Origin of the sequence: Pseudotabrizicola sediminis (genome assembly GCF_004745575.1) — a bacterium.
GTDB lineage: Bacteria > Pseudomonadota > Alphaproteobacteria > Rhodobacterales > Rhodobacteraceae > Pseudotabrizicola > Pseudotabrizicola sediminis.
Genome location: NZ_RPEM01000004.1, coordinates 146925 through 160509, shown reverse-complemented (window position 1 = coordinate 160509; position 13585 = coordinate 146925). Strand labels below are relative to the sequence as shown.

Genomic DNA, 13585 nt, shown 5'->3' with positions numbered 1-13585 from the left:
TACAAGGGGAAATCCGGGTGGCTCCGCATCAGATGGGGCCACCCAGACATGTTAAGGAAGACAAGATGGATCTCGGCCTGAAAGACAAGATCGTGGTGGTCACCGGGGGTGGGTCCGGCATTGGGGCCGCGATCAGCATGACGCTGGCAGAAGAAGGGGCAATCCCCGTGATCTATGCCCGCCGCGCGCCTGAGGACAGCTTTCTGGATGCCCTGATGGCGAAATCTCCCAGGGCCGGCTGGATCAAGGCGGATCTGTCGCAAGATGACGCGTGCCGCCGCGCTGTGGAGCAAACCCATGAGCATTGGGGCCGGGTCTATGGTCTGGTCAACAACGCCGGGGCAAATGATGGTGTTGGCCTCGATGCCGGGCCAGAGGCGTTTCGCGCCTCGCTCAACCAGAACCTGATTCACTATTATACGCTTGTTCACCTGCTGATGGACGATCTCAAAGCATCCAAGGGCGCGATTGTGAACATCAGTTCAAAAACTGCCGTCACCGGGCAGGGCGGCACCTCTGCCTATGTCGCAGCCAAGGCCGCACAACTGGGGCTGACCCGCGAATGGGCCGCCGCCCTTGCCGGTGACGGCGTCCGCGTCAATGCCGTGATCCCGGCCGAGGTGATGACCCCGCTCTACCGGCGCTGGCTGGACACGATGGATGACCCCGAGGCGCAGCTGGCCGAAATCACTGCCCGCATCCCTCTGGGTCAGCGCATGACTTTGGATACCGAAATGGCCGCCACCACCGTATTTGCCCTGTCGGAACGGGCCGCCCATACCACCGGGCAATGGCTGTTTGTCGATGGCGGCTATACCCACCTCGACCGCGCGCTTTCCACCCTTGCCCCAACGACCTGAGGCCCAAATTGCCCATCAGCATCCGCCTGAACTCCGATGACAATGTCGATATTGCCCTGACCGATCTGGCTCCGGGGGCGGAAGCGCTTGGTGTGACGATCACCACACCTGTCGCGCGTGGCCACAAGCTCGCGAATCGTGCGATCAGCATGGGCGAAAACATCCGCCGCTACGGTCAGATCATCGGAGCGGCCACGCAAGCCATCCCCGCAGGCGCGCATGTGCATGTGCACAACATCGCCATGTCTGACCACGCGCAGGACTACGCCTTTGCCGCCGAGGCGCGGGCCTTGCCTGCCGCAAATGAAGACCGCACCTTCTTGGGCTTCCGCCGCCCCGACGGCAAGGCAGGTACCCGCAACTACCTTGGTGTGCTGACCTCCGTAAACTGCTCCGGTTCAGTCGCTCGCTTTATCGCGGAAGAGGCGGAAAAGTCCGACTGGTTCAAGTTGCTTGGCAATGTTGATGGCATTGTGCCCATTGCCCATGCCTCCGGCTGCGGCATGTCCGGCTCGGACGAGGGTTACGCCACCCTGATGCGCACGCTGCAGGGCTATGCTCAGAACCCCAACTTTGGCGGTATCCTTCTGGTGGGTCTGGGTTGTGAAGTGCTCCAGATCCCCGATCTGGTGGGCCGGGGCCGGATGCGCGCCGACAACAATTTCCGTCACATGACTATCCAGCAGGTCGGCGGCACCCGCAAGACGGTGGAGCGTGGGGTCGAGGCGCTGCGCGAAATGGCCGACATTGCCAACGCCTATACCCGCGAGCCGATTCCGGTATCGGAACTGGTGATCGGCATGCAATGCGGCGGATCGGATGGCTATTCCGGCATCACCGCCAATCCGGCGCTTGGCGTGGCATCAGACCTGCTGGTGCAGCATGGCGGCACCACCATCCTGTCGGAAACGTCCGAGATCTACGGGGCAGAACACCTGCTCACCCGCCGCGCCGTCAGCGTCGAGGTTGGTGAGAAGTTGATCGAACGCATCCGCTGGTGGGAAGATTACACGGCCCGCAACAAGGGCGAGATGAACAACAACCCCAGCCCCGGCAACAAACGCGGCGGGTTGACCACCATTCTGGAAAAGTCCCTTGGCGCGGTTGCAAAGGGCGGCACAGCACCGATGGAAGACGTGTATCTTTTCGCCGAACCGATCACCAAAAAGGGCTTCGTCTTCATGGACAGCCCCGGCTATGACCCCTGTTCCGTCACCGGGCAGATCGCATCAGGGGCAAACCTGATCGTCTTCACCACCGGACGCGGGTCGGTTTCGGGCTACAAGCCCGTGCCTTGCATCAAGGTCGCCACCAACTCCGAAATGTTCCGCCACATGGAAGAAGATATGGACCTGAACACCGGCGATATCATTGACGGCGGGGTGTCGCTTGCGGACAAAGGGCGCGAAATGTTCGAGCAGTTCATCCGGGTCGCCAGCGGCGAGGTCACCAAATCCGAGGCCCTGGGCTTTGGCGGCGCGGAATTCGTGCCTTGGCAGATCGGGGCCGTGATGTAACACCGTTGGAAGCAGATTGGCGCGGCAACGCGAAGACATGACCGGCAGAAGACAGGAAGTTTCATGGGACGGCTGAACGGAAAAACCGCACTTGTCACCGCGGCGGGGCAGGGCATCGGCCGCGCCTCTGCGCTTGCAATGGCGCGTGAAGGGGCACGGGTTATTGCGACCGATATCAACGAGGCGGCATTGGCGGACCTCGCCGCACAGGGCGTTGAAACCTGCGTGCTGAACGTGCGCGATCCCGCTGCAATCACCGCGCTTGCAGCCGATTTGGGCCGCGTGGACGTGCTGTTCAACTGTGCGGGCTTTGTCGCCAACGGCAGCATTCTGGAGTGTGACGAGGATCAATGGGCGTTCAGCTTTGATCTGAACGTCACCGCCGCCTACCGCATGTGCCGGGCGTTTCTGCCCGCCATGATCGAGGGCGGGGCCGGGTCGATCATCAACATGGCCTCGGTCGCATCATCGGTCATCGCCGTGCCCAACCGCTTTGTCTATTCCAGCACAAAGGCCGCCGTGATCGGGCTGACCAAAAGCATCGCCGCCGATTTCATCACCAAGGGCATCCGCTGCAACGCGGTCTGCCCCGGCACCGTGGATACCCCATCCTTGCAAGAGCGGATGGCGGCATCCGGCGATTATGAGGCCGCGCGCAAGGCGTTTCTGGCCCGCCAGCCGACGGGCAAGCTAGCGCAAGCCGAAGATATTGCAGGGCTTGTCGTCTTCCTTGCATCCGACGAATCTGCTTTCGTTACCGGAACCGCCAACGTCATTGACGGTGGCTGGTCGAATACCTGAAAGGATCTGATATGAAACTCCTCCGTCATGGCGCTGCGGGCGCTGAACGCCCCGGTCTGCTGCATACGGACGGCACCATCCGCGACCTGACCGGCATCGTGCCCGACATCGCGGGCGATGTGCTGTCCGATGCCGGCCTATCGGCCCTGCGCGATGCCGATGTGGCCAGCCTGCCGGTCGTGGCGGCGGACACCCGCCTTGGCCCCTGCGTGGCGGGCACCGGTAAATTCATCTGCATCGGGCTGAACTACGCCGATCATGCCGCCGAATCCGGCCTCGCAGTGCCGCCCGAGCCGGTGATCTTCATGAAGGCCACCAGCGCCATCGTCGGCCCGAACGACCCCATCATCATCCCTCGCACCTCGGAGAAAACCGACTGGGAGGTGGAACTGGGTGTGATCATCGGGACGCGCGCGAAGTATGCGTCTGAAGCCGACGCGCTGAAACATGTCGCGGGCTATGCCGTGACCAATGATGTCAGCGAGCGAGCGTTTCAGACCGAGCGGGCCGGGCAGTGGACCAAGGGCAAAAGCTGCGACAACTTTGGACAACTGGGCCCCTGGCTGGTGACGCGCGATGAGGTGGAAGACCCGCAGAACCTTGCGATGTGGCTGAAGGTCAACGGCCAGACCATGCAGAACGGCGCGACCCGGACCATGGTCTACGGGGTGGCGCATGTGATCAGCTATCTGTCGCAGTTCATGACCCTGCATCCGGGCGACGTTATCTCGACCGGCACCCCGCCGGGCGTGGGGATGGGGATGAAGCCACCGCGCTATCTGAAGCCGGGCGATGTGGTGGAACTGGGCATCGAGGGCCTGGGCCAGCAGCGGCAGGATGTGATAGCTGACGCCTGAGGGCGGTTGGCGCAGGAGCCGGATCTGAGAGGGTCCGGTTTTGGCTGTGGCTTGCCCCTGTGTTACGGATAGTGATATCCTTCTATATCAAAGGTTAGGCCTGTCTTCTTAAAGTGGCTTTAACCACTTCCGGCAGATGGGTACGTCTGTGGCGGATCAAGCAGGGGGCCAGCCCCCCCGTCGCTTCGCCACTCCCCCGGGATATTTTTGGACTGAAAATGGGCTTGGGGCAGTGTGTGGGCAATTGCCTTGAGGAGTCTGGCATGGGGGGCTTTGTCCCATGGCCGGGGAAGAGCGGGGCGGTGTTTCGGTTTGACGCGTCAGGGGCGTGGGGGTAGCGCTAGGCGGCAGGACGAGGGGCCGGGACGCCATTGTGTGCAGTCCCGCTGCCCCCGGCACACTGGATGATTATCTGAACTGCAAAGGACTGCGACAGCCATGACACAGACTCATACCGGCCTGATCGGCCTTGGCACGATGGGCGCGGCGCTGGCGCTGAACATTGCCGAGAAGGGGTTTCCGATTGCCGTGTGGAACCGGACCGGATCTGTCACGCAGGCCTTTTACGACGGGGCGGGCGAACTGGCAGCGCGGATTACCCCGGCCGATACACTGGAGACGCTGGTGCAGGCGATTGTGCCGCCGCGTGCCATCATTCTGATGGTGCCGGCGGGGCAGGCGGTGGATGATCAGCTGGCCTCCCTGACCGCGCTACTGGGGCCGGAGGATCTGGTGATTGATGCGGGTAATGCCAATTTTCGCGACACCGACCGGCGGGATGCGGAGGAACTGCCGTTCCGGTTCATGGGCATCGGGGTATCGGGTGGCGAGGAGGGCGCGCGGAACGGCCCGGCGATCATGGCGGGCGGGTCGCAGGCGGCCTGGAGCCAGATGCAAGACCTGTTGCAGGCCATCGCGGCTCGGGCCGAGGATGGCACCCCCTGTGCCGATCACATGGGGCCGTCCGGCGCAGGGCATTTCGTCAAGACGGTGCACAACGGCATTGAATATGCCGATATGCAGATGATCTCCGAGGTTTACGGCATGATGCGCGACGGGTTAGCGATGGAGGCCCCGGACATTGCGCCGGTGTTTGCGCGCTGGAACGAGGGCGTGCTGCAATCCTATCTGATCGAGATTTCCGGCAAGGTGGCGGCAGCCACCGACCCGCTGGACGGCGGGCCGATGCTGGACATGATCGTGGATGCGGCGGGGCAAAAGGGCACCGGGCGCTGGACGGCGGTGGAGGCGCAGCATTTGGCCGCCCCTGTGCCGGTGATCGAGGCGGCGGTGATGGCGCGCAACGTCTCGGCCCGACGCGACGAGCGGGTCGCGGGCGAGGCGCGGTTTGGTCAGGCGGGCGGCCCGGTGGATGTCTCGCTGGATGATCTGGAAGCCGCGATGATCGCTGGCAAAATCTTGTGCTATGCGCAGGGCTTTTCGATGATGACGTCGGCGGCGCGCGACTTTGATTGGGCGCTGGACTTGCCCGCGATTGCGCGGGTCTGGCGGGCGGGCTGCATCATCCGGTCATCGATGCTGAACGATATGGCTCAGGCCTTGGCCGAAGATCCTGCGCGCAACCTGATTTTGGCACCGTTCTTTGCGGGGCTGCTGGAGGGCAGCCTGCCCGCGCTGCGCCGGGTGGTGGCAGCGGGGGCGTTGCAGGGCCTGCCCTTGCCCGCGCTGTCGGCGGGGCTGGCGTGGTTTGATCTGATGCGGCAAGCGCGGGGCACCGCCAACATGATCCAAGGTCAGCGCGACTTCTTTGGCGCGCATGGCTTTGGCCGGCTGGATGGCAAGGATCTGCGGCATGGGCCATGGGGGAACGGGGCCTAAGCCCCGGGGTTCAGCTGACCCTGCCGGGTGATCTGGTCGATCAGGCGGCTGAGGGCGGGCGGGACCGCCTGCCCCTTGCGCGTCATCAGCCCGTAGGAGCCGACATTGATCTGCAAGGCCGAGTCCAGCGTGACATAGCCGCTGCCGGGGGTGCAGAATACATCGGTGACGGCGCGGGCCAAGGGTGCGATCGCGTTGGTCTGGCGCACCATCGTCAGGGTCAGCAGGAAGGACGCCGTAGTCAGGCTTTGCCGGGGCGGCGGCAGGTCGTGCTGCGCAAAGGCGCAGATCATGGCGCGGCCCAGCGGTGAGGGGGCGGCTGGCATCACCCAGTCAAAGCGCATCAGATCGGGCAGGGCGACGGGGTTCGGCCCAGCCAGCGGATGATCCTGCCGCACCAGCAGGGCCACCGGTTCAGTGCCCAAGGGTTGGATGGCGAAATCCTCGGCGTCTTGGGGGTCGGTCGGGCGACCCAGCACCAGATCCAGCCTTCCTGCGCGCAACTCCTGACACAACAGCGCAGAGGGGGCGACGCTGACATCAGCGGTGATGTTGGGATGGGTTAGGCGCAGGGTGCGCAGCGCGGGCAGCATCAGCGACAGCGCCGGGGCGGTGACCGAGCCGAGCTGCAGATGACCGGAATCGCCCGAGGCGAGGCCCGAAATTTCGGTGGTGGCCTCTTGCAGCTCGGTCAGGATGCGGCGGGCGCGGGTGGCCAGTGCCGTGCCCACTACAGTCAGGGCGATGCCCCGGCCAGACCGTTCGTGGATGGGTTGGCCCAGGATATCCTCGATCTCGACGATCAGCCTTGAGGCGGTGGGTTGCGACACGCCGGTCAGCTCGGCGGCAGACGTGATCCGGCGGGTGTCGGCCAGATGGGCAAGCAGGCGCAGATGGGTCATTTTCAGATGATGCAGGGGCAGGGTCACGGGCGTGTATCCATATCAGATATGAAGTATATACTTCAGGTAATCTCATTTGACGCAGATGTATGGCTCGGTCAATGTGCCGCCTGATCGCGGTCCATGTGCGCAAAACGCACTGGAACGGACAAACCGCCGCGACATTGCCGTGTTTCACGGCATTTGGGAGGAGAAAGATATGCAATTCACAAAACGTGCGATTCTGAAACTGGCGGTCGCCGCCACGCTGCTGGGAAGCCCAGCCTTCGCGCAGGACAAGGGCACCGTTGGCATCGCGATGCCGACCAAATCCTCGGCCCGCTGGATCTCGGACGGCGAGTCGATGGTGAAGCAGTTCACCGAAGCAGGCTACGCCACCGATCTGCAATATGCCGAAGATGACATCCCGAACCAGCTGGCGCAGATCGAGAACATGATCACCAAGGGTGTGAACGTTCTGGTGATCGCGGCGATTGATGGCACTACGTTGTCGAACGCGCTGGAAAACGCCGCCGCATCAGGCATCAAGGTCATCGCCTATGACCGACTGATCCGCGAAAGCGGTGATGTCAGCTATTACGCGACGTTTGACAACTTCAAGGTCGGCGTGCAGCAAGCGGAAAGCCTTGTCAAAGGGTTGAACGAGCGCTTCCCCGATGCCAAGCCGCACAATGTGGAACTGTTCGGCGGGTCGCCCGACGACAACAACGCGTTCTTCTTCTACAACGGCGCGATGTCGGTGCTGCAGCCGCTGATCGATTCCGGCGATATCGTTGTGCCATCGGGTCAGATGGGCATGGATGTGGTCGGCACGCTGCGTTGGGACGGGGCCGTGGCGCAGTCGCGCATGGATAACCTGCTGTCGGCCAATTATGGCGACAAGGTTCTGCACGGCGCTTTGTCGCCGTATGACGGGCTGTCGATCGGCATCTTGTCGTCGCTCAAGGGCGTAGGCTATGGCTCGGGCGACTTGCCGATGCCGATCGTGTCCGGGCAGGATGCGGAAGTGCCAAGCGTGAAGTCGATGATCGCCGGCGAGCAGTATTCGACCGTGTTCAAGGACACCCGCGAACTGGCCCGCGTGACCGTGGGTATGGTCGAGGCGCTGCTGACCGGGTCGGAGCCGGAAATCAACGACACCGAAACCTATGACAACGGTGTGAAAGTCATCCCGTCCTACCTGCTGGAGCCGGTTTCGGTGGATGCGTCGAACTATGAGGAAATCCTTGTCGGTTCGGGCTATTACACCGCTGACCAGATCAAGTAAGACCACGCGACCAGTCCGGGCCTGTCTGCCAATGCTCCCGGCAGGCAGGCCCGGTTTCCTTGGGAGGAATGATGACGACGCTTCTGGAAATGCGCGGGATCAGCAAGCTGTTCCCCGGCGTGCGCGCGCTTGACCACGTGAACCTGTCGGTCGAGGCCGGTGAGATCCATGCGATCTGTGGTGAGAATGGTGCGGGCAAATCCACGCTGATGAAAGTGCTGTCAGGGGTGTACCCGCATGGCAGCTATGAAGGCGATATCGTCTATGACGGTGAGACGCTGGCGATGAAGTCCATCACGGATTCTGAGGCCAAGGGTATCATCATTATCCATCAGGAACTGGCACTGGTGCCACTCCTGTCGATTGCCGAGAACCTGTTTCTGGGCAATGAGGTGGCGAAGGCAGGTGTGATCAACTGGCCGCTGGCATTTCAGAAAACCAGTGCGCTGCTGCAAAAGGTGGGCCTGAACGAGGCCCCCACCACGATTGTGGGCAAGCTGGGTGTGGGCAAGCAGCAACTGATCGAGATTGCCAAGGCGCTGGCCAAGGATGTGCGGCTGCTGATTTTGGACGAACCCACCGCCGCCTTGCAGGAAAATGACAGCCAGAAGCTGCTGGACCTGATGCTGGAGCTGAAGGCGCAGGGCGTCACGCAGATCATCATCAGCCACAAGTTGAACGAAATCGGCCGGGTCGCGGACCGCATCACCATCATCCGCGACGGCAGCACGGTATCGACGCTGAACCGCGCCGACATCTCCGAGGACCGCATCATCCGCGACATGGTGGGCCGCGACATGGCGCACCGTTACCCAGACCGCACGCCGAACCCTGGCGAGGTGCTGATGGAGGTCAAGGATTGGAACGTGTTCCACCCCGACCAGAAAGACCGCCAGACGATCCGCAATGCCGCGTTAACCGTGCGCAAGGGCGAGATTGTGGGCATTGCCGGGCTGATGGGGGCCGGGCGCACCGAATTGGCGATGAGCCTGTTTGGTCACAGCTATGGCCGCAACATCAGCGGCGAGATCGCAATGGGCGGCAAGCCTGTGGATACATCGACCGTGACAAAGGCGGTTGCGGCGGGGCTGGCTTATGTCACCGAGGACCGCAAGGCGCTGGGCCTGATCCTGGACGAACCCATTTTGCGCAACATCAGCCTTGCCAACCTTGCCGGGATCGCCCGTCGTGGTGTGCTGAACCAGCGGCGCGAGGCGCAGGTGGCCGAAGACTATCGCCGTGCCATGAACATCCGCACCCCGAACGTGCAGCAAAAGGTGGTCAACCTGTCTGGCGGCAACCAGCAAAAGGTGGTGCTGTCGAAATGGCTATTCACCGATCCGCAGGTTCTGATCCTTGACGAACCGACGCGCGGCATCGACGTGGGCGCGAAGTTCGAGATTTACAACATCATGAACCAGTTGGCTGCCGATGGCCGGGGGATCGTGATGATCAGCTCGGAAATGCCCGAGCTGCTGGGCATGTGCGACCGCATCTATGTGATGAACGAAGGCCGGATCGTTGGGGAGCTTTCCCGTGCTGAGGCCAGTCAGGAACGCATCATGGCCATGATACTGAATTCTGTCGGGAAGGCGGCGTAAATGTCGGAAAAGACTTATCTGAGCAGTCATCTGCGCGAATACGGGATGATCATGGCGCTGGTCGCCATCGTGTTCTTCTTCACCGTGATCGTGCGCGCCAGCATCGACGTGGATTTCCTGTCGGCGCAGAACATCACCAACCTGTTCTTGCAGAACTCTTACGTCATCATCATGGCGCTGGGGATGCTTCTGGTGATCGTGGCCGGGCATATCGACCTGTCGATCGGGTCGGTCGTGGGCTTTACCGGCGCTGTGGCGGCGGTGCTGACCGTAAACCTGGGCTGGCCGGTGTTTGCTGTCATCCCGGCCTGCCTGATCGTGGGCGGGCTGATCGGGGCTGCACAAGGCTACTGGGTGGCCTATTGGAAAATCCCATCGTTCATCGTCACGCTTGCAGGCATGCTGGTGTTTCGCGGGTCCACCCTGTGGCTGCTGAACGGCCAGAACATCGGGCCGTTCCCGCGCTCTTTCCAGTCACTGTCCACCGGGTTCATTCCCGACATCTTTGGCGATGCCGATCAGGTGCTGCTCGGAATGGAGCGGCTGAACGGCACGGCGCTGCTGATCGTGGTGGTGGCGGCCTGTCTGGTGGTGTGGCTGGGCCTGCGCAAACGGGCGCAGGATGCGGGCTTTGGCGTGACGCCGGAACCGGCCGTGGTGTTCTGGATCCGCAATGCCATTGTCTGTGGCGCGCTGATCTTTGTCGGCTACAAGCTGGCGATCTTCCGGGGCCTGCCGAATGTGGTGATGGTGCTGGCGGTTCTGACGGTGATCTATGCGTTCTTTACCGAGCAGACCACCAGCGGGCGGCGGATCTATGCGCTGGGTGGCAACGAAAAGGCGGCCAAGCTGTCTGGGATCAAGACCGAACGGCTGGTGTTCTTCTGCTTTGTGAACATGGGCGTTCTGGCAGCGCTTGCGGGCATGATCGTGGCCGCGCGGTTGAACTCCTCCACCCCCAAGGCCGGGGCCGGGTTCGAGCTGGACGTGATTGCCGCGGTGTTCATCGGGGGCGCGTCGATGACCGGCGGGTCGGGCAAGATTGTGGGCGTTGTGGTCGGCGCGCTGATCATGGGCGTGATGAACAATGGCATGTCGATCATGGGCATCGGCATTGACTATCAGCAGGTGATCAAGGGGCTAGTATTGCTGGCTGCTGTCATCTTCGACGTTTACAATAAAAACAAGTGAGGACTGCCATGCTGTTGTCGCAGATCAAAACGGAAACGGGCATCGCCGTGGTTGCCCGCGAGGGATCAGAGGCCGCCATCGTTCAGGGGGCTGTCAGCACCTATGCGCTGGCACTGGAGGCGGCGGAAGCCGGCCGGTCTTTGGCGGCGGTGGTCGCCGGGTATGGGCTTGGCCCGGCGGTTGATCTGTTGCGCGCGGCGGCGGAGGGGCGGATGCTGTCCCCGATCACCCACCCCGATCCGGCGCATCTGCACCTGACCGGCACCGGGCTGACCCATCTGGGCAGTGCATCCACCCGCAACGCAATGCACGCCAAGCTGGCCACGGCAGATGAGACGGATTCGATGAAGATGTTCCGCATGGGGGTTGAGGGCGGAAAGCCTGCCTCTGGCGCGGGCGTGCAGCCCGAATGGTTCTACAAGGGCAACGGCGTGCATCTGGTGGCCCCCGGTGCGCCGCTCACCTCGCCCGGGTTTGCGCTGGATGGCGGGGAAGAGCCCGAATTGGCGGGGATCTATGTGATCGCGGCAGATGGCACGCCCTGCCGGGTGGGCTGGGCACTGGCGAACGAGTTTTCCGACCATGTGACGGAACGGATCAACTATCTGTATCTGGCGCATTCCAAGCTGCGGCAGGCGTCGATTGGCCCGGAGATTCTTGTGGGCGAGCTGCCCCATGATGTGCGCGGCACCAGCCGGATCCGCCGCGCCGGTGCGGTGATCTGGGAAAAGCCGTTCCTATCGGGCGAGGCGAACATGTCCCACAGCTTTGCCAATCTGGAGCATCACCATTTCAAGTATGACGTGTTCCGCCAGCCCGGCGATCTGCACGTGCATATGTTCGGCACCGCCACCCTTTCGTTTGCCGACGGCATCAAGGCCGAGCCGGGCGATGTGTTCGAGATCGAAGTGGCCGATTTCGGTCTGCCGCTGACCAACCCGCTTGCCGTTGCGCCCGATACCGGGATGACAACGGTCCACGCCCTGTGAGGATAACATGAGCTTCAAACCCGCACAATGGCCCCGCCACTTACGCTCGCAGGAATGGTTCGGCGGCACTGGCCGCGACCAAATCTATCACCGGGGCTGGATGAAAAATCAGGGCTTCCCGCATGATCTGTTTGATGGCCGCCCGGTGATCGGGATCCTCAACACCTGGTCGGAACTGACACCTTGCAACGCCCACCTGAATGACCTTGCGCAGCGGGTGAAGAACGGGATTTACGAGGCGGGCGGCTTCCCGGTCGAAGTGCCGGTGTTTTCGGCAAGCGAGTCCGCCTTCCGCCCCACCGCGATGATGTTCCGCAATCTGGCGGCGATGGCGGTGGAGGAGGCGATGCGCGGCCAGCCGATGGATGGCTGTGTGCTGCTGGTGGGCTGCGACAAGACCACGCCATCGCTCTTGATGGCCGCCGCCTCCACCGACCTGCCGTCGATTGTTGTCACCGGCGGTCCGATGCTGAACGGCTATTATCGCAATGAACGGGTGGGGTCGGGCACCCACCTGTGGAAGTTCTCCGAAGCGGTGAAGGCCGGAGAGATGACGCAGGAAGAATTTGCCGAGGCTGAGGCGGGCATGTCCCGCTCGCCCGGGTCATGCAACACAATGGGCACCGCCAGCACGATGGCGTCGATGGCCGAGGCGCTTGGCATGGCGCTGTCGGGCAATGCCGCCATTCCGGCGGTGGACAGCCGCCGCCGCGTGATGGCACAGCTGACCGGGCGGCGCATCGTGCAGATGGTCAAGGATGACCTGAAGCCATCCGATATCCTGAAGAAAGAGGCATTTGAAAACGCCATCCGCACCAATGCCGCCATCGGGGGCAGCACAAATGCGGTGATCCACATTCTCGCCATCGCCGGCCGCGTGGGCATCGACCTGAGCCTTGATGACTGGGACCGTTGCGGCCGAGATGTGCCCACAATCGTCAACCTGATGCCATCGGGCAAATACCTGATGGAGGAGTTCTTCTACGCCGGCGGTCTGCCCGTCGTGATCAAGCGGCTGGGCGAGGCGGGGCTTTTGCACAAGGATGCGCTGACCGTATCGGGTTCTTCGATGTGGGATCAGGTCAAGGATGTGCGCAACCACAACGAAGACGTGATCCTGCCCACCGACAAGGCGCTGACCCAGTCGGGCGGCGTGGTGGTGGTCAAGGGCAACCTTGCGCCCAATGGCGCGGTGCTCAAACCCTCGGCCGCCAGCCCGCACCTGATGGTGCACCGGGGCCGCGCCGTGGTGTTCGAGGATATCGACGACTACAAGGCCAAGATCGCCGACCCTGATCTCGACATCGACGAGACATGCGTGATGGTGCTGAAACATTGCGGGCCAAAGGGCTATCCCGGTATGGCCGAGGTCGGCAACATGGGCCTGCCGCCAAAGGTGCTGAAAAAAGGGATCACCGATATGGTCCGCATCTCGGACGCGCGCATGTCGGGCACCGCTTATGGCACCGTTGTGCTGCACACCTCGCCCGAGGCCGCGGCCGGTGGCCCCTTGGCCGTGGTGCGCAACGGCGATTTCATCGAATTGGATGTGCCGAACCGCCGCTTGCATCTGGATATTCCGGATGACGAACTGGCAGCCCGTCTGGCGGCATGGGTTCCCACGCATCAGACCTACGAGTCGGGCTATGGCTGGCTGCATCAGCAGCATGTGATGGGCGCCGATACCGGGGCCGATCTGGCCTTTCTCAAGGGCTGCCGCGGCGCGCCCGTCGGCAAGGATTCGCACTGATGCCGGATGTG

11 protein-coding genes are annotated in these 13585 nt (G+C 62.7%); 10 read left to right on the top strand and 1 reads right to left on the bottom strand.

Features of this window, described 5'->3' with window-relative positions:
* The first annotated feature begins 65 nt into the window (after positions 1-65).
* From EEB11_RS07625 to gnd, 5 genes are all read left to right on the top strand, one after another.
* Positions 66-860, top strand: a complete 795-nt coding sequence (locus tag EEB11_RS07625; RefSeq protein ID WP_135429907.1) for an L-fucose dehydrogenase — start codon at positions 66-68, stop codon at positions 858-860.
* 8 nt (positions 861-868) lie between these two features.
* Positions 869-2377 carry a UxaA family hydrolase gene (locus tag EEB11_RS07620; RefSeq protein WP_245298810.1) on the top strand — a complete coding sequence of 503 codons (1509 nt, stop codon included), beginning with the start codon at positions 869-871 and terminating at the stop codon, positions 2375-2377.
* Positions 2378-2440: 63 nt separating this feature from the next.
* Positions 2441-3178 (top strand): SDR family oxidoreductase, encoded by a 738-nt coding sequence (locus EEB11_RS07615; protein ID WP_135429903.1) that lies wholly within the window; start codon positions 2441-2443, stop codon positions 3176-3178.
* A gap of 11 nt (positions 3179-3189) precedes the next feature.
* A complete protein-coding gene (locus EEB11_RS07610; RefSeq protein ID WP_135429901.1) occupies positions 3190-4035 on the top strand; it encodes a fumarylacetoacetate hydrolase family protein in 846 nt (281 codons plus the stop codon).
* A 438-nt stretch (positions 4036-4473) separates the two neighbouring features.
* Positions 4474-5874, top strand: a complete 1401-nt coding sequence (gene gnd / locus EEB11_RS07605) for an NADP-dependent phosphogluconate dehydrogenase (RefSeq protein ID WP_135429899.1) — start codon at positions 4474-4476, stop codon at positions 5872-5874.
* Here the strand turns inward: gnd and EEB11_RS07600 are convergent.
* Positions 5871-6803, bottom strand: coding sequence for a LysR family transcriptional regulator (locus EEB11_RS07600; protein WP_135429897.1), 933 nt, complete (start codon positions 6801-6803; stop codon positions 5871-5873). The genes gnd and EEB11_RS07600 overlap by 4 nt on opposite strands.
* 172 nt (positions 6804-6975) lie before the next feature.
* Here EEB11_RS07600 and chvE point away from each other — a divergent pair, with 172 nt between their 5' ends.
* The 5 genes from chvE (at position 6976) to araD (ending at position 13574) form a co-directional block, all read left to right on the top strand.
* Entirely contained in the window at positions 6976-8043 is a 1068-nt protein-coding gene (gene chvE / locus EEB11_RS07595; protein WP_135429895.1) for a multiple monosaccharide ABC transporter substrate-binding protein, read from the top strand.
* A 71-nt stretch (positions 8044-8114) separates the two neighbouring features.
* The gene (mmsA, locus tag EEB11_RS07590; protein ID WP_135430167.1) at positions 8115-9644 is read left to right on the top strand and encodes a multiple monosaccharide ABC transporter ATP-binding protein; all 1530 of its coding nucleotides are present in this window, start codon (positions 8115-8117) and stop codon (positions 9642-9644) included.
* Positions 9645-10835: a multiple monosaccharide ABC transporter permease gene (mmsB, locus tag EEB11_RS07585; RefSeq protein ID WP_135429893.1), complete on the top strand. Its 1191-nt coding sequence runs from the start codon at positions 9645-9647 to the stop codon at positions 10833-10835.
* Between the two features lie 8 nt (positions 10836-10843).
* Positions 10844-11824, top strand: coding sequence for an AraD1 family protein (gene araD1, locus EEB11_RS07580; protein ID WP_135429891.1), 981 nt, complete (start codon positions 10844-10846; stop codon positions 11822-11824).
* A 7-nt stretch (positions 11825-11831) separates the two neighbouring features.
* Positions 11832-13574: an L-arabinonate dehydratase gene (gene araD / locus EEB11_RS07575; protein WP_135429889.1), complete on the top strand. Its 1743-nt coding sequence runs from the start codon at positions 11832-11834 to the stop codon at positions 13572-13574.
* Positions 13575-13585 lie beyond the last annotated feature (11 nt).